At 44.2% G+C, this 19,656-nt stretch carries 15 protein-coding genes; 9 read left to right on the forward strand and 6 right to left on the reverse strand.

Features of this window, described 5'->3' with window-relative positions:
• Positions 1–155 precede the first annotated feature (155 nt).
• Positions 156–3,347, forward strand: coding sequence for a CHAT domain-containing protein (locus QUA90_RS02725; RefSeq protein ID WP_333443775.1), 3,192 nt, complete (start codon positions 156–158; stop codon positions 3,345–3,347).
• Here QUA90_RS02725 and QUA90_RS02730 read toward each other — a convergent pair.
• From QUA90_RS02730 to QUA90_RS02750, 5 genes are all read right to left on the reverse strand, one after another.
• Positions 3,334–3,762, reverse strand: a complete 429-nt coding sequence (locus tag QUA90_RS02730; RefSeq protein WP_333443777.1) for a hypothetical protein — start codon at positions 3,760–3,762, stop codon at positions 3,334–3,336. The two genes, QUA90_RS02725 and QUA90_RS02730, sit on opposite strands and share 14 nt — an antisense overlap.
• Positions 3,763–4,227: 465 nt before the next feature.
• Complete coding sequence (locus tag QUA90_RS02735) at positions 4,228–4,602, reverse strand: DUF6527 family protein (RefSeq protein WP_333443779.1); 375 nt, start codon at positions 4,600–4,602, stop codon at positions 4,228–4,230.
• A gap of 3 nt (positions 4,603–4,605) precedes the next feature.
• The gene (locus QUA90_RS02740; RefSeq protein ID WP_333443781.1) at positions 4,606–6,030 is read right to left on the reverse strand and encodes a ThiF family adenylyltransferase; all 1,425 of its coding nucleotides are present in this window, start codon (positions 6,028–6,030) and stop codon (positions 4,606–4,608) included.
• Positions 6,027–6,407 carry an E2/UBC family protein gene (locus QUA90_RS02745; protein WP_333443783.1) on the reverse strand — a complete coding sequence of 127 codons (381 nt, stop codon included), beginning with the start codon at positions 6,405–6,407 and terminating at the stop codon, positions 6,027–6,029. The genes QUA90_RS02740 and QUA90_RS02745 overlap by 4 nt, the downstream gene beginning before the upstream one ends.
• 3 nt (positions 6,408–6,410) lie before the next feature.
• Entirely contained in the window at positions 6,411–6,866 is a 456-nt protein-coding gene (locus QUA90_RS02750) for a multiubiquitin domain-containing protein (protein WP_333443785.1), read from the reverse strand.
• 107 nt (positions 6,867–6,973) lie between these two features.
• Between QUA90_RS02750 and QUA90_RS02755 the strand changes: the two genes are divergently transcribed.
• The 3 genes from QUA90_RS02755 to QUA90_RS02765 are packed head-to-tail and all read left to right on the forward strand — an operon-like array spanning position 6,974 to position 9,258.
• On the forward strand, positions 6,974–7,336 hold the full coding sequence (locus QUA90_RS02755) for a helix-turn-helix domain-containing protein (RefSeq protein WP_015211633.1): 363 nt from the start codon (positions 6,974–6,976) through the stop codon (positions 7,334–7,336).
• On the forward strand, positions 7,336–7,890 hold the full coding sequence (locus tag QUA90_RS02760) for an ImmA/IrrE family metallo-endopeptidase (RefSeq protein ID WP_333443789.1): 555 nt from the start codon (positions 7,336–7,338) through the stop codon (positions 7,888–7,890). The genes QUA90_RS02755 and QUA90_RS02760 overlap by 1 nt, the downstream gene beginning before the upstream one ends.
• A 9-nt stretch (positions 7,891–7,899) precedes the next feature.
• Positions 7,900–9,258, forward strand: coding sequence for a PIN domain-containing protein (locus QUA90_RS02765; RefSeq protein ID WP_333443791.1), 1,359 nt, complete (start codon positions 7,900–7,902; stop codon positions 9,256–9,258).
• 236 nt (positions 9,259–9,494) lie between these two features.
• Here QUA90_RS02765 and QUA90_RS02770 read toward each other — a convergent pair whose 3' ends face one another.
• Positions 9,495–9,986, reverse strand: a complete 492-nt coding sequence (locus QUA90_RS02770) for a GNAT family N-acetyltransferase (RefSeq protein WP_333443793.1) — start codon at positions 9,984–9,986, stop codon at positions 9,495–9,497.
• Between the two features lie 168 nt (positions 9,987–10,154).
• On the opposite strand from QUA90_RS02770, the gene QUA90_RS02775 reads away from it, so the two are divergent.
• The 5 genes from QUA90_RS02775 (at position 10,155) to QUA90_RS02795 (ending at position 19,524) form a co-directional block, all read left to right on the forward strand.
• Positions 10,155–10,856, forward strand: a complete 702-nt coding sequence (locus QUA90_RS02775) for a site-specific integrase (protein ID WP_333443795.1) — start codon at positions 10,155–10,157, stop codon at positions 10,854–10,856.
• A gap of 49 nt (positions 10,857–10,905) precedes the next feature.
• Entirely contained in the window at positions 10,906–11,097 is a 192-nt protein-coding gene (locus QUA90_RS02780; RefSeq protein WP_333443797.1) for a hypothetical protein, read from the forward strand.
• Entirely contained in the window at positions 11,048–11,962 is a 915-nt protein-coding gene (locus QUA90_RS02785; protein WP_333443799.1) for a GIY-YIG nuclease family protein, read from the forward strand. The genes QUA90_RS02780 and QUA90_RS02785 overlap by 50 nt, the downstream gene beginning before the upstream one ends.
• Positions 11,963–12,482: 520 nt before the next feature.
• Positions 12,483–17,615, forward strand: a complete 5,133-nt coding sequence (locus QUA90_RS02790; RefSeq protein ID WP_194061002.1) for an AAA domain-containing protein — start codon at positions 12,483–12,485, stop codon at positions 17,613–17,615.
• Complete coding sequence (locus QUA90_RS02795; RefSeq protein ID WP_333443802.1) at positions 17,593–19,524, forward strand: hypothetical protein; 1,932 nt, start codon at positions 17,593–17,595, stop codon at positions 19,522–19,524. The genes QUA90_RS02790 and QUA90_RS02795 overlap by 23 nt, the downstream gene beginning before the upstream one ends.
• The last annotated feature ends 132 nt before the right edge of the window (positions 19,525–19,656 follow it).

Below are 19,656 nucleotides of genomic sequence, written 5' to 3' on the forward strand. Positions count from 1 at the left end.
TGGACTCTTGGTGCGGATGCTGCTGGAGGATGGGTTGAAGGAAGTTGATTGAGGCATAAGAGGCGATTAGCCGTTGCCCCTAGGTTTTTCTAATTGAGAAACTTAGACTGTTAATAAATGTTACAAAAAAATCTAAGTAAGGCAAAGAGCAACTGATGGCAACCAACGAAGAATATGGCAATTTCTTGAATGAGGTATTGAATGCAACCTTCAATAGCGATAATGACCCCCGCGAGGTATACCCCTTGCTGCAAGCGAACTTGAACAAGCTTGATGATAACTTAGCTCAGGTCTTACGCGATGGGACAAAGGCTAGATTCTCCCAAGTCGAGCCAGATGAAGCAGAAGACATGGCGGTAGTTATTGGTAATTTTAGCATCATGCTTCGAGATTTCCCGCATGGCAATCGAGCTAGTAATTTGGAAATTGCCATTACAGGCTTTGAGATCGTTACCACAGTTTTTACTTACCAAGTTTTCCCCGAAGAATGGGCTGTAACCCAAGGTCATTTAGGTAATGCCTACTATTACCGCATCCAAGGAGACAGGGCAGAGAATTTGGAAATGGCAATTCGCTATTACTCAGCTAACTTAGAGGTATTCACTTACGAAACTTTTCCCTTTCATTGGGCCAAAACTCAAAAGAATTTGGGTCTTGTCTACTGTAAGCGCATTCCGAAGAAGAGAGAAGAAAATTTGGAAACTGCTATCCATTGTTTCTTAAAAGCATTAAAGGTATATAACCGCCGAACCTCCTCCAAAGACTGGGGAAGCACCAAAAGCGACCTGGGTGCTGCCTACGTCGATCGCATCCGGGGAGAGAAGGCAAAGAATTTAGAAGAAGCAATCTTCTGTTTGTCAGAGGCATTAGAAGTACGCACTCGTGAAACTTTTCCTTTGGAGTGGGCAGATACTCAAAATAATTTAGGTCTTGCCTACTTCTACCGTATTCGGGGAGAGAAGGCAAAGAATTTAGAAGAAGCAATCTTCTGTTTGTTAAAGGCATTAGAAATACGCACTCGTGAAAGTTTTCCTTTGGAGTGGGCAGATACTCAAAATAATTTGGGCAACGCTTATCTTTACCGCATCCGTGGAGAGAGTGCAGAGAATTTAGAAGAAGCAATTCGTTATTTGTCGGAAGCATTAGAAGTACACACTCGTGAAGCTTTCCCCGAAAAATGGGCTATGGTTCAACACAATCTGGGCACTGCTTATAGTAACCGTATTGAAGGAGAACAGACAGAGAATTTAGAAGCAGCAATCTGCTTTTACTTAGCGGCATTAGAGGTTCGCACCCGTGAAACAGCTCCTTTTGATTGGGCTGTGACCCAAGATAATCTGGGGATTGCTTATCGTAATCGCATCCAGGGGGATAGAGCAGAGAATTTAGAAGCCGCAATCCGCTGTTACTTGGATGCACTGGAGGTACGCACCCCCGAAGCCTTTCCCGAAAAATGGGCAGGAACGCAAAATAATCTGGGCAATGCTTATCTTGAGCGTATCCAAGGGGATAGGGCAGAGAATTTAGAAGCCGCAATCCGTTGTTTTTCAGATGCCTTAAAGGTGGTATTCACCCACGAAGCTTTTCCCCAAAGTTATATACTCACTCAATTCAACCTGGGTCTTGCCTACCAAAATGCCCGACAGTTCCGCAATGCCAAAACTGCCTTTGCCTCCGCCATTGAGATTATAGAATCCCAGCGCGGCGAGATAGTCTGTGGCTCTGGTAGAGAAGAAGATAAACAAAAACTTGCTGAACAATGGAATCAGGTTTATCAAAACATAGTGAAAGTTTGTTTAGAGCTTCACGAAATCGCCCCAGCTATTGAATACGTCGAGCGCAGCAAAGTCCGTAATCTGGTGGAACTTATTGTCACTCGCGACTTTCATAGCATCTTTCCCTCCGAAATTGTCAGTCAATTAGAACAACTTGGAGACGAAATAGCGAACGGTCAGTACCTCCTACAGACCGCCACAACCGATAACTCAGCAACTATAGCGCAATATCTGCAACAGCTACGACAGCAGCGTAAAGACTTGCAAGATCGATACCTGCCACTCGGTTCTGGTTTTCAGTTTGACCAATTCCAGTCAACTATTCGTGATCGCACTGCAATTGTTGAGTTTTACATTGCAAGCGATAAGCTGCTGGTCTTTATTGTTACAAAAGAAACCCAAAAACCTATTGTTTTACCACCCGATTTGATTGACCCGAAAAAACTAGCAAATTGGGCAAACAGCTATCTGAAAGCCTATATTAATAAAAACTCCCACTGGCAGCGCCGCTTAACTACCCGTTTGCATTTGTTAGCAAAAATTTTGCACGTTGATGAAATTATTCAGCAAATTCCCACAGAATGCGACAAATTAATTTTAATTCCCCATCGCTATTTACATTTAGTTTCACTTCATGCGTTGCCCATTAACAGTGAGGCTGGGAAATCAAAACCTCAATTTTTAATGGATCGCTTTCCCAAAGGTGTCCGGTATGCCCCAAGCTGCCAACTCTTACAGCTCGCCAAAACCCGCAAACGCCCCAACTTTACGCATCTCTTTGCCATCCAGAACCCTACCGACGATCTTACTTACGCCGACCTTGAAGTCGCTGCTATCCAAAGTTATTTTGATTCAACCAGCATTCTTGAAAAAGATGCCGCTACGAAAGCGGCTCTTGATGACACTCCCCTCAATACCTTTCACTGCGTTCACTTTAGCTGTCATGGCTACTTCAATTCCAATCCCAGTCTAGCTAACAAATCTGCTCTTATCCTTGCAGATGCTGAACTTGATTCCTCGCTTATTGAATTCGATTCCGAACGTCATTTACTCTTGACTGGCGGAAAAGTGCTTGAGCTTGATAAGTGCCTTACTTTGGATGCCATCTTCAGTCTTAAATTTCAATTAGGTCAATGTCGTTTAGTTGTTCTCTCTGCTTGTGAAACAGGATTAATTGACTTCCGCAATACCAGTGACGAATACATCGGCTTAGTCAGCGGCTTCCTATTCGCGGGTAGCCCCAGCGTGGTTAGCAGCCTGTGGGCTGTGGATGAAATCTCCACCGCCTTTTTATTCATCAAATTCTATGAAAACCTCAAAAGTTACCCAAAACTAGGGGAAGGAGATGTAGCAATGGCCCTCCAAGATGCTCAGAATTGGCTGCGGAATCTGACCAGTGAAAAAGGAAAACAATTTTTAGATAAAATTAAACCTCATATTGAAAAAATCTTTAAAGAACCCATCTTAGCAGAATTATTTCTCGATGGTGCTTTGACGCGCATTAATGCTCCTATTCCTTATCCTTTTTTTCACCCGTATAACTGGGCCGCTTTTACTGCTACGGGTTTTTAGGTTCTTCTTTAGTAGACTCACACCACTTTTTCACTCCTGTTTTTGCAAGATAAATAACAACAGGAGTAGCCATTGCTGCTGGAATCTGACCACTGGCTGTTAAGCTAGCCACAGCAGCCGTTAACAATCCTGTCATTAACTCATCAATAAATAGATCGTCACAGATAGTATGGCGACATTTACGGGCTAATTCCTCCAAAATATTCGGCACTTTTTTGGAAATAACCACGTTGTACTTTGGTGCCAGCAAATTAGCAGCCTGTTTTAAATCCCCTTTAGTTGCTGCAATTATATCCAAGGCATACAAAGCTTCTTTGTTATCAGCAAATTGTTCCCGATACTGAGCAATTTCTTCTGGTGTCACTTTAGTTGAGTCAGTAGTCATAGAAGTATTAGAATTTTCTTGATTGGACATTTAATCTCTAAGTCTATGCTTCTTCACTGGTTCTCCCGAATTGCGTAAAACCCCAAAGTAGCTGAACGCTCCGCCACATCTAGGATACACCAAAAACACCCTTGTCAAAAAAAGTGCAGAGTCCCGCATTTTTGATTGGGCTGGTAACTCAGCGTTCGCCCTCCTGTGTACGAGTTATTTCCATCTCCTGTGTTCGTGTTCAAAAAAAGCTGCACGCTTAGTCCAGAGGGTGCAGCTTTTTTGCAGGCTGGCAGATACTACTTCTTAGAAGAACCTGACCTTTGTCATAACATTGGTGGTGGTGGGGTTAGTACCTGAATTAGTAAGGCAATAGAACGGATTAGGAAGGGTATAGCTACAATGAATTCAGTTTTCGTACCCAAATACTAAGGCGGTATACTTGGTGGAATTTCGCTCGGAACAGCAATGTAGTTTCAAAACAATCCTGATTGCTGTTCCGAACAACTAGGATTTCCTTTGGGCTATAGCTGCTGTATCGGAACACCATTCAACACAGCCATGACGAACCCAGAAATGGCATCTACACTCATTAAGCTGCCTAACCGAGGGATGAATCGTCGGTCGTCCCAACCAGTCTATAGTGACTTTCCACGAAGGATGCTGCGTCTGCTTTAAGGACAACAAAATCGCCTCTCCGCATTCACCGGGACATCGAAAACAAGCCCACTTCCGATAGCGAGCATCACCAACGACCAATACCTGTTTCGGTATAATTTCTTCAGGTGCTGGATGAACTTTAACTATCCGTGCTGACAAGTCGGGTCTTTCAATTACCTTCAGCTTGATTAGAATCCATCGAATTAGATTGCGAAGAAACATAGCTCACTCTACCAAATCGAGAAATGGAACAATATCGCCTTTGCCCCAACAATCAGCAGTACCGCAAATAGGGCAATGCGACTTGGAATCAGCAGCTTGCTTTCGATCTGTCACCAGGTGAAATTTTCTTACTCTTTGGGCTGTCGCACCGTTCTCACCTCGAAATCCTTGAAGGCGGTGTACCAACTCTTCAATCGCCATAATCGCAACATCTGTGGTGAAGAGTACCACTGCGGGACTTGGGTTTCCTTCGCCTAGAACGTAAGCCTCTGCTTTCCGCCTCTCGTACTCCGCCGGAGCGTTCCGCTTCAAAGCCTCGTCCCGCGCCGCCACAGAATTGATAACTTCTCGGCACAACAGGCAGGTGTGGTTGGGGCTGGCTACAAGTACGGTTACTCGACCATCTAGCGCTTTGATTTCTGGCGGTTCAGTTGGAGATACCTCGATGGCAAGCCCTACATCGAAAACAGGAGCCAAGTAATAGTAGGCAAAGCGGTTAAGCAGCAACCGTCCGGCATGGTCATCCGTGCAACCGAAGACTATATCGCAGGACTTCAGGGCATTTCGGCAATCCAGATCGCCTATCCACGATTGATAGGACTTTACTTGCACTCCAAGCCCTAACTCCGAGAGCGATCTCGCTACAGCCAGAACCTTCGGGCGCTTTGCTTCAGCGTCTTCCCGAGTCGCGCCGTGAAGTCGATTCAAGTTACTCTCTTCAACTACATCTCGATCAAAGAGCGCAATCAGCCGTACTCCCATTTTGGGAAGCAGCATGGCGACTGCGCTGCCCGTACCGCCGCAGCCTACCACTCCAACCCTGAGCGTTGATAAATCCTGAGTAAGTGCTTCCCCAAATGCGAGCGATTGTCGGTGAAAGACTGATGAAGTTATGCCCTGCCCCCGTCCTTTGTAGTGGAGCTTGATTGCTTTTCCTACAACACAAATCAGTTGCAGGGGAATCGACTCATGCTGGCTCGTCCACAGGCGACCGACAAGCTCTCCTGAGTCTGTGAGAATTACGCTCAGAAGTTTTGTCTGGATACCGTTTCTGTGCTGGGCAAGCTCTACAAGATCGGGTTCGTTTCTATCATCCTGTTCGGAAAACGCAGCGATACCTCCCGGATGGCTGTGAACAAGAGCCACTGTCATCCCCCTCATTTGAGCGAGCTTCAATGCTCGAACAAAAGAATCAGTCTTCCAGGTAATATGCCGATCTGAACTCGAAACTATCTCATCTTCAGGTACCGCGAGGATTTCATAGGAAAGATATTTCCGGCGCTGCTGACCATCCCAAGGGTCAGATTCAATGACTACCTCACCGCAGAGCACGTAAGCTGCCCTTTCTCGTCCATCTACGCGGCTCAGGCTTTCTTGGAGATATTTAAGGTGCTCCTCCTGTAACACCATACTGGCAGTAAAGCTCATGCAGCCACCTCCAGGGCGTGTTCCACGCGCTTGAGCATCGTCCAAATACCGTCTGTACCGGGACGCCATTCGTTGTTGTGGCGCGACCACCGCTGCCAGGACAATCCATTGAACCTAAAAGCCTGGTCTGCTGCTGTGGGGTAACGGTTGCGAGTGGCAAGCTTCACCCAGGGTTGCAAGTAAAACATATCTGGCGGGACATCTGGGTAGCCTGGTGGAAGCACAATCAATACCTCCGCCTGGTGGACATCGTACTTGTTGGACGGCAATCTAAAGCCAGGGAGAATGACTCCCTTCTGGCTGCCGTCTATAACTTCCTGAAAGACAATACCTTTGCCTTCGAGATATTCCCGCTCTCGCGACGGTAAAAAGCTCATGGATTAACCCTCCGTCGTAGTCTTCTTACCGGTGAAGAAGCGCTCGACTCCGGCAGCTTGGAGATCGATCGACTCCGCATTTCCCACCGGGCGGTCTTCTGTGCCCCGTACCTCCAGCCAAACTCCATAAGACTGCGAGTCAACTCCCGCAAGCTGTTTGAGCTTCAGTCCGGTAATTAGCGGTATCCCCCATTCAAATTTCCGGCCGTCAATTACAAAACGGAAAGAGCGATCGCTTCGCCAGGTGATAAACGCCTCTATACCCGGTTTCCGCAGATCGACCGTTTCATCAGGCCTGATTTCCTCAAGCTGCCCGTTCTGCAACCGCTGAAAGATGAGGTATTCATCAGATGGCCTCTTCCCTGCCGTGTCAAGAAGCTGAAAGCCCGCAATCACTGGATCGTCCACTTCATAAGAAGTTTCATCAATCTGAATCCGATAACTTTTTGATGCAATCACAGTAACACTCCTTCACTAATTGCGAGAATGACTAACAATTGCTAGCTCGCAATTACCAAGATTACACAAGTGACTTAAAATTGCAAGGTAGCAATGGGAGAGGGAGGATGGCTAAGGTAGAGTTCGATGTAGAGTCCTTTTACGCAGCGTTAGACAGCCAGCGACAGTCGCAGCGCCTAACGTGGAAGCAGGTAGCGGCACAGTCAGAGGTAAGTGCGTCTACTTTGACCCGTATGGCTCAAGGAAGGAGGCCTGATGTGGATAGTCTTGCAGCACTGCTAAAATGGTCGGGATTGCAGGCTGAGTCCTTTGTCAAAGGAGCTCGGGATACTCGGACTGAATCAGACCCGCTTACCCAAATTACTGCGTACTTGCGGGCCGATCGCAATCTCACGCCTGAAGGAGCAGCAGCTCTCGAAGCCATTCTCAAAGCAGGTTACGAGCGTCTACGCAAGGATCGAATAGATTGATGAAAAAGCAGTTACGTCGCGGGTTCAAAACTGAAGCGGATGCTTATGCTCGGGAATATAGAAAGGAACTGAGTCTCAGGTGTCATGACCCCCTTTGTCCCTGGAGATTGGCCCAACACTTAGAAATCCCCGTAGAGCCCTTGTCCGCTTACAAATGCGAAATACCGGAAGATGTTGCCTACTTTATGAAAAAGGATCGGGAAAGCTTTTCGGCTGTCACCCTCATTGACGGCTACCGACGGCGTATCATCCACAACGATTCGCACCCTCCCCTCCGACAGGCTTCAAATATCGCTCACGAACTCGGTCACGGCATCCTCGGTCACAGGCCTCTCCCTATATTCGATGAGTACGGCTGCCGCCACTTCGATGTGGAACAGGAGGATGAAGCGAATTGGTTGGGGCCAGCGTTGCTTATTTCAAAGGAAGCAGCCTTTCACATTGCTAAGAATGAGATGACCGTGGTCGAAGCAAGTAGGGTTTATCAGGTTAGCGAGCAAGTTATCACCATGCGCCTCAATATGAGTGGAGCGCGCAAGATATTTACCAAGTAATTGACAAAAATGAAAGACTTATTCCCCGGCTATTATTCCCCATCTGACGAAGAATTTTCTGAACTGTGGCAAAAGTGTACCTTTATTTTTGATACTAATGTTCTTTTGGATTTTTATGAATATAATGATGAAACACGCGAAGATTTTTTTGAGGTTTTAGAAGCTATAAAAGATCGTTTGTGGATTCCCCATCAAGTTGCACTTGAATATCAAAGAAATAGAATCAACCGAATAAAAAAAGCCGAGTCTAATTTTAACAGTGCTGAAGAAAACTTAAATGAAATCATCCAAAATATTATCAAGGCTTTTAAATATGTCCCTTCCGAACTTGTTGAAGACATGATTAAGGATGTAGAGAAAGTTTTTAACAGTTTTCATGAGAATTTAATACCTTTAAAAGAGAACGCAGTTAAAGTAGATGGAGCAGATTATATAAGAGAGAAAATTACAGATTTATTTACCGGAAAAATTGGTGAATTACCTGCTAGTCAAGACGAGCTGGATCTAATATATTTAGAAGGTGAGCGACGGTATAAAAATTGTCAGCCCCCAGGTTTTAAAGATAAAGGTAAAGATAAGAGTCAAAATAAGGATAATACTAAAGATAAAGATAATCCGTATACTCATAAAGGGTTACTTTTTAAAAGAGAATATGGTGACTTGATTCTTTGGAAACAGATATTAAAACAAGTTGAGTCTAATTCATTAAGTCATATTATTTTTATTACAGGCGACAATAAAGAGGATTGGTGGAGAATAGAACATGGGAAAACTATTGGTGGGCCACACCCAGAGTTAACTCAAGAAATTGTAGATGCTGGTGCTTCCATGTTTTATATGTACCGTCCAGAACGTTTTTTGGAATTTGCTAAAAAATATCTACAACAGGAAATAAAAGAAAAATCCATACAACAAGTTGAAGAAGTTTCTGTTTCAAATAGTTTATCTGAACCAGAATTACATGATACTTTTTCCAGACAATTATCAGCTATTGATGGGTATGGATTAAAAGATATAGAACGTTTAGTGGCTGCTGCAAATAATCCAGTGAGCAATATAGAACGTTTAGTGGCTGCTGCAAATAATCCCGTGAGTAGTATAGCCGACTTTGCTAAACAATTATCAGTCACTGAAGCGATGCGATTGACAAATATAGACAAGTATGGATTCATAAATAATATAGCCATAGCAAGCATGAGGGCAGAACAAGATCGATTTACGGCCTCCGTAAATCAAACTATCGAAAGTCATAATCGATTTATAGAGCAAATGAAGAAACAAGTAGCCATACCGAAACAATTAATACCCAATGCGAATCAGGAGATAGATATTGAATCTTCACGAGAGGTTGAATCTTCAGAAGATTGAAGTTTTTGAGTAGTGAGCCAACAAAGGAAATATAAGAATATCTGTTGATTTACGCAAAATAGTATTTGCTCTCTGCGCTTTTTCTCCTGACTTCTCGTCCACAACCTCCGGCACTCCATCCCACAAACAGGTGCATTCATGCAGCAACTACAAGACATTCTCAGGCAGTCGGTCGAAGGCAGCGATCGTCCTCAAGAACAAGTTAATGCGATCGCAAGGCGCAATGAATTTGATTTCTATCTTAAATCCAGAGAGATCCCACAAACTGCATTTTCGATGTTCTCCTGTGAAGGCGGAAGTATTTCAAATCCATGCTTCTTGTACCATTTGACAAGGTTCGGATTATTGTTGATGTCTTTTTGAGTTAGAGAACCGTAGATTCGCTTAATTCCCCGCTGACGAGCTTTCTTTATCGCAAACTTCAACAGGTGAGTTCCCAGCCCCCTGCGACGGTAATCGATTGGCTTGGGTTCAACTAGCCATCTCAAAAGAGCTGCCCCTAAGTGCTCTGGAGCATGAATTACATCGTCGCGAATCAAGATATCGCCTATCATCAACTTATCAGGCGGAGACAAAACGCAGTGAAGCCTACCAACTTCGCTGTTGCGGTACAAGAGTTTGGCAATAAGATATGAGTCTTCGTCCCCATTTACTTGCAGGCGGTACTCTCGTCCTTGGCGATCGCAAACAATCATTCGAGGGGTGTTTTCCGATAAACTTTCCAACATTATTTATTTTTAGAGTCCCTGAACCGATTATCCCTCACCTCGGATGCGATCGCCTCTTCTTTCCCCTCCCTCTCGCTCAACCGCCGCATTAAGAACTACCCGCCTACGGATGCAGCAATGCAGTAAGTATGCAAGACTTTGGAGCGTCGGGTCGAGTATACACCAAGCATGAAAATAGAGGGACACGGACAGGCCAAGATATTCACGCAAGAGGAAATCGAACTCTTGTTTAACGAAGGTTTGCAGAGCGACCGAGATCGCGCCCTCTTTGGAGTTTGTCTCTACACCGCTTGCCGCATTGCCGAAGCGTGCAGCTTGAAAGTCATCGATGTTTTCACCCCGGCGAATGCCATCCGCTCCGAAATGATCATCCGCAAAGGCAACACCAAAGGCAAGCTCGGCACCCGCACTATCCCGATCATTCAAGAGTTGAGGCTGCTGTTAGAAACCTACAAACATCCCTCACACCCCTACCTATTCCCCAGCCGCCATCTCAATCACCGCTGGAAACACGCAAACCCGGAAGCCGCCTCTCATCTATTCCAAGAAGCTTGCGCTCGAGTTGGCATCATCGGCGCTTCCACCCACAGCCTCAGAAGGTCAGCACTCACTCAGATGAGCAACGCGGGTATCCCATTGCGGATTATTCAAGAAATCAGCGGCCACCGCAACTTAGAACAATTGCAGAAATACTTAGAAGTGCGGCCCGACCAAGTAAGGGGAGCCGTCTCAGCACTCTCTACCCTTTCCTACGTCAGGAAACGCCCATATCCTGATATAGCACTCCCAACGCCTGAAAATCCGTTGCCCCCTCACCAACTGTCACAAGCCCAAGCAGACGACGCGGCCCAAGAAATTCCCGATTGGTGACGAGCAATTTTAGATTTTAGATTTTAGATTTTAGATTTTGGATGCAAGGATGAAAGTCACGCATCAAGAGCATCGAGTGCCGATCGCTTTCTTTCCCCCGGCAGAAGCCCTAACCCCTGGATTTGTTACAATTCTCGATTGTGTGGAGCGGGTGCATCTCCAAAACCGGCTCAAAGGAGAATTGACAGGCGATGTGGCTAAAATTTGGTGTTGCTCTCAGTGGCGAACTGACGAGCATTGATGAGGTTGTGCGCGGAAAAACTAACCTCGCTTGTCTCTACTGCGGTGGCGGATTGACAGCAAAAAAGGGTTCGGTGAAAGAACATCACTTCGCTCACACCGAGGAAACTTGCAAGCCCGTCTCGCAGCGGATTAAAACCAAAGCATTTCCCTCGCTGCCTCTCTACGATAATTTCACCATCCAGCTTAAGGGTGAGGAATTGGAGCAGTTGAAAGTGCTGTGGAAAGAGTACGGGGCCCAAAAGCGATCGATTCCCAAAGACTTGGTAAACTTTCGGTGGCAGTTGAAGGGATTGCTAGAGTCAGAGGGCGATCGCTCTTATCAGTTTACCGACTTGGGTAAAATCCCAGTGGGTGCTCTTCCCCTGGCGCTGTTCAACCAAGTCCAAGAACCGCTGCTGGTGTCGGAGCTGGCTTCATTGGAAGGCTCTGTAGAGATTGCTTTATCTGCGGGGTTATCCTGCTTAGAAGAACGGCGGGCTGATTTGCTGATTTATCGAGCACAGCTTCGTCGGATTTTGGTGAACTCGCTCTATTTTCTTGAGGTAAAAGCGGAGGGGAACTGCTTCTATAAGATTGGAATTACTACTCGATCGATCGAGGAACGCATCGCCGAAGTGCAGCGGGATGTGAGGGCGCATTACTCGGATGTGACTGTCAATTTGCTGGGACTTTGGGAACATCGGGGGAATGTGGAGCTGTACTTCAAACACCGATATCAACCCTTTAACTACCGGATTGGGAAACTGACGGAATATTTTGTGTTTCCGAACGTCAAGGCGGTGCTGAATGATTTGTATGGGATGAAACCCAAAGTGCTGAGTGATGTTGAGGTGGATGTTCTCAGCTTGTGCAATCGCCTCTGACTAAACCCCACAGCAGTTACGCATCGTCACAGAACTATAAGGACTTGTGGCAGGTTCATCAAACTAGATAAAGTTAGCAATCGCTACAAGATTTGGAGCAGCTTTGCAAGCGTCTAAGCCTTCAAGATAGCGAATCAAGTTCCAGTCTACCTTATTAATAAAACCTGTTCGGGTTTCTCGCAACTTGATAACTAATGTAGTTTTCTTGGACGCTCCGCGACATAAAAATTATTTTGGTTTGCACGCGGGGATATGGTTAAAGCTATACTCCGTAACAATATCGAGTTTTTTATCGATATTAGGCTCCGCTATCGTCAATATGAATGGAGCGAAACGCTTTGCCTCAATACTATTGAGTTAAGGCTCAAAATTTCGCATCATCAGTCAGACTGTCACCCTTAAGTGAAGCATATTGAAGTATGGAACAGCTTATCCGTAACTAAACAGCGTTAAACTGTAGTTTACCTCAGAAGCCCAAAAATCAACACTTTCTCCGATCACCCCCCATAAATAAGCATCTATGCCTACTTTCTCCGCTAACCCCGACAACTTTGGCGAATTGCTGCAAATGGTTAAAGATGGACACGAGATCGCTTTGACAGGAGGGGAATATAAGGGGCCATTTACCATTGAACGAGCGATTTTGCTTCGGGGGGAGGGAGAAAACAGCGTCATTTTTGCCACTGACGAACCTGCCTTAAAAATCACAGTTCCCGGAGTGAAACTGGAAAACTTGACCGTTCAGCGGACTGTCGGTGGCAATACGGGAGAAGTTGCGATCGCCGCCGCAGTAAATACCGCGCCAGTTTTAGATAGAGTAAGATGTCTAGGAACCGCTCCCCACGTCCAGTGGCTAGGAGTAAGCTGGGACATTCCCGCCGCCGTCTACTTTGGGGAAATCCAAACCGACCGACACTTGGAACGAACCGAACAACTCCAACTTGGCAGCGACTGCACAATTTCCTGCTCCCAGCCTTGGTTACAAGTACAGCAGCCTTACCTTTGTTGCGGCTTGCAGAAACTAAATATTATCGTCAATTCCAAAGATATTCCAGCCGGAACTAACCTATGTGGCTCTATTGTTTTGCAAGCATCTAGCCACAACGTCTCGATAGAAATTTCTGCAATTGTTACAGCACCTCAAATAAGTAATAATCACTCCCCTTTCTCACCACAGATTGCCACAACAGCTCTCAATCAAAATAATGAGGAAAATTGGGGATATCGGTTTTTAGGGAATCAGGCGATCGATTACCTAATCCGTGAGATAGAAGGTAAAGATGCTCTCTTAAAATATCCTGAATTTAGCAATCGTCGCGATCGCGCCGCAGACTTGCTATCTGACATTTTAGGAGACGAACCCAGGGGGTTCTATGTCCGCCGCAAAGGGCCGGGAGAAGAACCGGGAGAAGAAAAATGGGAACTGGCGATCGCCACAGATATCGAAGCAGCAAAATTACCAGCAATCCTTGAAAAACGGCAAAAAACTTTAAGTTTATTAGCTCTTGTCACAGAAGGGAGATCCGATGGCTTGCGCTTACTTTCCGCTCGTTTAGTTTCCCCAGAACGGGGACGTACTGACGGTTTTTCCGTTCTTTTCTCCCTGCGTTTGCACCTCAATCACCAGTCTCGAATAGGAGTGCCAATTTCAGCTTTCGATCGTATGAAAGCAGTTCCTTTTTGCGGGGATTGCGTGCCAACAGAAGAACAGTTAAAAACTTGGAAAGCGTTTTTAAAGATTGAAGAGCGGATAGCTAAGACGCGAGAATTTTTCGTACCTTTTTCGGGTCATAACTACGGCTCTGCTACCCGCAAAATCACTTTTGAGATAACTGCCTCTTTAGCGCAACTCGACAAATCATCAGGCATCGATCTCAAACAAGATGACTTTTGGGCAAGAGCAGCTAAGGCTAGAAATGAGGATGTAAAACTTGTAGTTCGAGTTGAAGAGAACCGTGAGAAAGATGATAACACAAAAGATGATAACACGTCAAAGCAGGAATCTGCCATTCAGCCTGCAAGGTGGAATGCAATTCTATTAGGAGCTATTGAAGAAATTGATAGAAAAAAAGGATTTATCCGAGTTAGGCTTGATTCTCAGTTAGTAGAAAAAATAGGAGAAGGGCGCTATCTATTGCCACAAAAAGGCTTTTTATCTTTCGAGGCGGCCGGAGATTTAACTCAAATTAAGCGACAGAAAAAAGCTTTAGATGATTTGCAAATGGGAATAGCTCAAAATCCCTATGTAGGAGAATTTTTCTTTGATGCTTCTAAGGCAAGGCCCTTGCAAACAACTGTTAAACTGAAGCCAGAGGATTTATTACTATCTGGGGCAAATGATGACCAAGTTGCAGCAGTAGAAGCTGTGTTATCTGCACCCGATTTAGTGCTAATCCAAGGGCCACCAGGAACAGGAAAAACAACAGTCATCGCTGAAATTTCCTATCAAGTTGCGCTGCGGGGTGGGAGGACTTTAATTGCTTCTCAAGCGAATTTAGCTGTTGATAATGCGTTGAGTCGCTTAATTCATAGTCCTGTTATCCGCGCTTTGCGAAAAGGTCGTGCCGAGCGAGTTGAAGAGGAAGGGTTGCCATTCCTGGAAGATAAAGTGATTGGTAATTGGTTGAGAAACACGGCTGATGATTGCGAGCAGCGCTTAGTAAAACAGCGAGAAAATATAAAATTTTTCAGGGAATTATTAGTAAGCTCGGAGCAATTTTATGGTTATTTGCGAGAAGAGGAAAACTTACAAGAAATTCAAGAGGAGTTGCGATGGTATAAGGTAGAGCTAGAGGAAACCTGTAGAACGCAGGAAGGTGTCTATCAAAAAGCGGAAGCTAAACAGCGCGAAATTGTTGAATATCTCCTTCCTGGTTTGGAATTGCTAATATCTCACTCTTCAATTAAGTGGGAAGATGTAGCAGTCAGTAATTTATTGACAGCAGCTCTAAAACTCTGCGACAGTACCAAAGACCTTACATTGGGGTATCTTTCTGAAGAAAGCTTCAAGGTAAAAGTTGAAAGAGCGGTTACTCTCGCTGCAAAAATGAATCTTCAAATTCCTCACGATTTACGGCTTAATCATTTTCGTTTAGCGGCTTGGTTAAAGAATCAAGGTCTTCCACAAATTCAAATGTCATTGTCTCATTTCCGAGATGCGATGTCATCCCTTAGAGAAGCCGATCAAGCTGCACAAGTGTTCCGTGAGAAGTCAGCCGCCGTTCAACTTTTGGAAACAAACTATCAGCAAAGTCTTACCAACCAGAAAAACCTACAACAAAGCCTCAATAGTTGGGAAAACCGACAATCAAGAATTGTTGCACTCAGAACTAAAATAGACCAGTGGAAATCCACCGCTTATGATAGCATTTATGTAGCGATGAAGCAATGTGTAGAAACTAATCGAGCCTTTACAGATAATCTGATTCAACTACCGCTCGATGTGGTGTCATTTGTAAACGCTAATCCTGCGCCTTGGCGATCGCATCTTGATAGGTGCAAGTCAAAACTTGCTAATTTAAGCAAAAGTGAAGCCAAGCAAAATTCTCTTGTTGAGCCTCCACTGGACGTTGTAGCCAAAGAAGTTATCAGCGGTATTGCTGTTAGTGCGCGAAACTGGCTGAACCAACAACAGGAATTAGAACACAACCGAAAAAACTCTGTTTTAAAAGCCTTAAAAAACTGGGAATCTACAGCTTATGAGAGCGTGTATGAGGAATTAAAAAAATGTGTCAAAGAGAACCGAAAATTTACAGATAACCTGATTAAATTACCCCCTGAGTTGCTGGCTAGTGTCCCTGCAAAACCTCAGCCTTGGCGTTCTAACCTGGATAGGTGTCGCTCGAAAATTGCTAATTTAATTGCCAAACCAAGTGAAGTCCAAGTTTCTAACTTTGATGTGGAATTAAATACTATTGCAGCCGAGCTGATTGATGGCATTACTGTCAGTGTATCTCAATGGCTGGAGCAGCAGCAACCGGAAACTGAAAAACAACTTCAAAATTTTAAACAACAGCTTAAAAAACCTCAGCAAGAGGCAGCCCAACAACAACAGGCAATAAGAACTGCTAAAAAGGGATTAGAGGCTCTTGAGCGTGAATCAGAAGCTAAATTAGAAAGATATAAACAGTTATTGAATGAGTTCCTCAAATTGCCAGCAATTCCCCATAATAGCTTACGCAATGTAACTCAGTGGTCTAACTCGAATATAGCCCTGTTGTGGGAAAATCAGATCAGTCAGCTTGAACAATTAATTTCTTCACTCGATCCATTATTAGGAGTACAAGAAACAAAAGAGACTCTCACAAGCATTCAAGCAAGCTTACAACAGGCGGTTAGTAAAGCCTTAAATCAGCTTCGAGAATGTCAAAACCAACTTGAGCAAATGGAAGTTCAACTGCAACAATCCCAACAACTACCACCAACTTTAAATTCTGAACGAAAATGGTGGGAGTCAGCATGGCAAAGTATCCCCGATCGCCTTAAACCGCCAATTTCTGTCAACGGATTATTTGATTTGAACTTCTTACGCATAGTAAAAACGCAATTCGATGCTTGGCATCAAGAACTAACTCAAGAAGAATCGCAGCTCAAAGGCTATGAGAACCTAACTCATGATTGGATAGCCAAACTCCGTAACCCCTCCGAACAAGATCAGAGTGAATTGAGGCAAGTTTACATCGACAATGCCAACGTCATCGGTATTACTTGCAGCCAAGTAGCTGGTTACGGTTTCAAAGAATTTACTAATTTCGATGTAGTCATCATTGACGAAGTGAGTAAATGCACGCCTCCAGAAATTCTGATACCTGCACTCAAAGGTAAAAAATTAGTATTGATTGGCGATTACCGCCAATTACCTCCTATGCTACATGAAAAGAGTTTAGAGGAAATCGCAACAGAAATGGGAAGCGAACCGGATGATATTAGCTTTCTGGAAGAATCTCTCTTTAAGAAACAATTTGAAGCTGCACCAGAAAGCATCAAGCGACGGCTGACTATTCAGTATCGGATGCACCCCTACATTATGGGAGCGATTAATCAATTTTACGACCATAGTCTGCGTTGTGGCATTATTCAGCCTGAGAAGGAACGGGCGCACAATTTAGCTGGCGACATCATCCGAGAACAACATCACCTGCTCTGGGTAAAAATGCCGCAAGAACATAGTTTTGAAGAGCAGGTCGATGGAACGTCAAGGTATAATCTTAAGGAAATCGATGCGATTGACATTCTCTGCGAGCAAATGGAGGATGTTTGGAGCCTAAAAGTTGCCGAAGGACAACCCAAAAAAGAAATTGGTATCATTACTTTTTATGGTGCTCAATTGAGGCGAATTGAAGAAATGCTTAGTGACCGCCAATTTCCTTCACTTTCAATTAGAACGGGGACTGTTGACAGATTTCAGGGTATGGAACGGCAGATTGTTATTGTCAGCATGGTGAGGAACAACCCTAATGGAGATATTGGTTTTGCTAAAAAGCCAGAACGGGTAAACGTCGCCTTTTCCCGCGCTCAAGAATTGCTGGTAGTTGTGGGATGCCATTCACTTTTTACACAGCACAAAGGTAAAGTTGGAAGTATGTATTCAGAAGTAGCAAATATTGTACGCCGAAATGGAGGACTGATTGATGTTTCTAGTATCCTCTCCTAAACCAATTGACCCCCAATTACAGGATTTTGTTCAACAAATAGAAAAGCAAAGTCCGGCTGGCATATCAGTGCTGGCTGGTCGTCAATTCCGCTATCCTTTAGAGCAAATATCAGTAGAAGTTACTATTAGCGAACCTCGCAAATTTAACATTCTGGAAGAATTTATTCTCCGCGCTGGTATGGAGAGTGAATTGATACCCACTGAAAATGAATTAGCAGCAGCATTAGGTCTTGATCCCGTATTTGTGCAAAATACTGCTAAGACTCTGCGGAGTTTAGAAACTTTAGCTTGGACATCGGATGCCAAAATTATTCTAACCCCTCAAGGTCGGCAATTTTATCTGGAAGGTTCTGTGCCGCAACCACCACAAACAAAGCAGATTTATGCGCTCGCTGACCCCTTGCAAGGAAATCTATTTTTTGTATTTTCCCCTGTAGAGGCAGTAGAAATTGACCTACCCAAATTTGGTGATTTTATCACCCTGGAAAATCGGTGTCAAGAAATGTCTGAGTTAGGACTTGAGGAACTCCAACGAATTATTCAGGGTTCTGGTTTAGGCTTGCACGTTCCTGAAGATGGGAAAATCATTACTGCTGCTTTTTTCACCAAGGAGAGCCAAACTATCTGGCAATCTGTTTCAATTTTTGTTATTTTTGATGCGCTTGAAGATGCCATTAAGTTGCAAGTGAGACGAGGAAAACAAATTTTACACTATGCCTCTGATTTACTTGACATTTTCCAAAGTGAAGGAAAAGTTTCTTTACAAACTTTGTTATATTTGAGTGATGAAACGATTGCTGCGGAGCGTGAACAGCTCCTCAATCAACGAAATAAAGAAGTTGAAAACAGAATTAAGAAGATTGAACAGCAGGCAATTGAAACTGTTAAAGAATTGAGGGAAACTGGGAAACAAGTTCCGCCGAAGGGAAGTCAGGAAAAAGACCAGGTAATTTTACTGCGAGACATTCAAATTCGGCAATCTTTTTTAGAAACTTTGAGAGGAGGGAATCATCAAGTCTTAATTTATTCTCCTTGGGTAAGCCAGGAAGTAGTAGATAATGAGTTTATCCAATTACTCCAAAATTTAGCTAATAGGGGAGTATGGGTTTTAATTGGTCACGGTATTTCTCGGAGACAAGAGAATGAAACCAGACCCATACCGCCACAGGTTGAGCAAAAGCTAAGAGAAATTAAAACGCGGGAAGGTTTGTCAGCAGTGCAGGTATTTTGGCTGGGAAATTCTCATGCGAAGGAAGTTGTTGTAGATCGGGAAGTTCACTTGTGCGGTTCTCACAATTGGCTATCTTATCGGGGCGATAAGCTACCACGCGGTGAGACGGTTTATAAGGTTACGGCTACTGATAAAGTGGAGGAAGCTTATGATTTTTTAGCAGTTCGGTTTAAGGATCATGCTCGAAAATTATGGGAGTTAGCGGTTAAAAATCGGAATGCTAATTTAGCTGAAACATCGCTTTGCACTTGGGGAGCGTTGGGAATGGAAGAAATGGCATTAAACGAATTGCAACTCGCTAATTGGTTAGAACTTTATCCGGTGTGGCTAAATGTGGTTCGTCAGGGGTTAAGAGCGAAAAAGATATCCCCGGATTCACCTTATTTGGCAACAGGAATTTCAATGGTGAGTCAATTTTCTGAGGCAGACCCTAATCTTGAGTTATTGCAGTCGAGTTTGCGTCAAGTTATGGGTGCGATCTCCGCCTTAAATCGCCACCAAGCTTTGAAGCTATTAAATGAACATTGGTCGCAATTCCGTCGCCTGAACATTGCAGACTCGGCGTTAGTAAAGCCTGATGATTTTATTTTAAAATATGTTGTTAGAGAACCCAATCGCCCTCAAAAAACATCAGGTAAAAAAGCATCTCTTAAAAAAAATAGGAGTAAGCAAGGTTGAAACTGGTACAGCATTTATTATTAATTGCTGCCCGACAATAAGAATGAAAGCTGCTGCTATTGAGATTTCAGCTATTTTTGGTACTTCGGCGAATGTAACTTTAACACTCAAACCTCTCTATTTGTGATTAAT

This window comes from Microcoleus sp. D3_18_C4 (assembly GCF_036702355.1).
Lineage (GTDB): Bacteria > Cyanobacteriota > Cyanobacteriia > Cyanobacteriales > Microcoleaceae > Microcoleus.

Bases quoted from the DNA above. Each gene is read 5' to 3' on its own strand.
- QUA90_RS02725 (WP_333443775.1), top strand. From the start codon at position 156: ATGGCAACCAACGAAGAATATGGCAATTTCTTGAATGAGGTATTGAAT.
- QUA90_RS02730 (WP_333443777.1), bottom strand. From the start codon at position 3,762: ATGTCCAATCAAGAAAATTCTAATACTTCTATGACTACTGACTCAACT.
- QUA90_RS02735 (WP_333443779.1), bottom strand. From the start codon at position 4,602: ATGTTTCTTCGCAATCTAATTCGATGGATTCTAATCAAGCTGAAGGTA.
- QUA90_RS02740 (WP_333443781.1), bottom strand. From the start codon at position 6,030: ATGAGCTTTACTGCCAGTATGGTGTTACAGGAGGAGCACCTTAAATAT.
- QUA90_RS02745 (WP_333443783.1), bottom strand. From the start codon at position 6,407: ATGAGCTTTTTACCGTCGCGAGAGCGGGAATATCTCGAAGGCAAAGGT.
- QUA90_RS02755 (WP_015211633.1), top strand. From the start codon at position 6,974: ATGGCTAAGGTAGAGTTCGATGTAGAGTCCTTTTACGCAGCGTTAGAC.
- QUA90_RS02760 (WP_333443789.1), top strand. From the start codon at position 7,336: ATGAAAAAGCAGTTACGTCGCGGGTTCAAAACTGAAGCGGATGCTTAT.
- QUA90_RS02765 (WP_333443791.1), top strand. From the start codon at position 7,900: ATGAAAGACTTATTCCCCGGCTATTATTCCCCATCTGACGAAGAATTT.
- QUA90_RS02770 (WP_333443793.1), bottom strand. From the start codon at position 9,986: ATGTTGGAAAGTTTATCGGAAAACACCCCTCGAATGATTGTTTGCGAT.
- QUA90_RS02775 (WP_333443795.1), top strand. From the start codon at position 10,155: ATGAAAATAGAGGGACACGGACAGGCCAAGATATTCACGCAAGAGGAA.
- QUA90_RS02780 (WP_333443797.1), top strand. From the start codon at position 10,906: ATGAAAGTCACGCATCAAGAGCATCGAGTGCCGATCGCTTTCTTTCCC.
- QUA90_RS02785 (WP_333443799.1), top strand. From the start codon at position 11,048: ATGTGGCTAAAATTTGGTGTTGCTCTCAGTGGCGAACTGACGAGCATT.
- QUA90_RS02790 (WP_194061002.1), top strand. From the start codon at position 12,483: ATGCCTACTTTCTCCGCTAACCCCGACAACTTTGGCGAATTGCTGCAA.
- QUA90_RS02795 (WP_333443802.1), top strand. From the start codon at position 17,593: ATGTTTCTAGTATCCTCTCCTAAACCAATTGACCCCCAATTACAGGAT.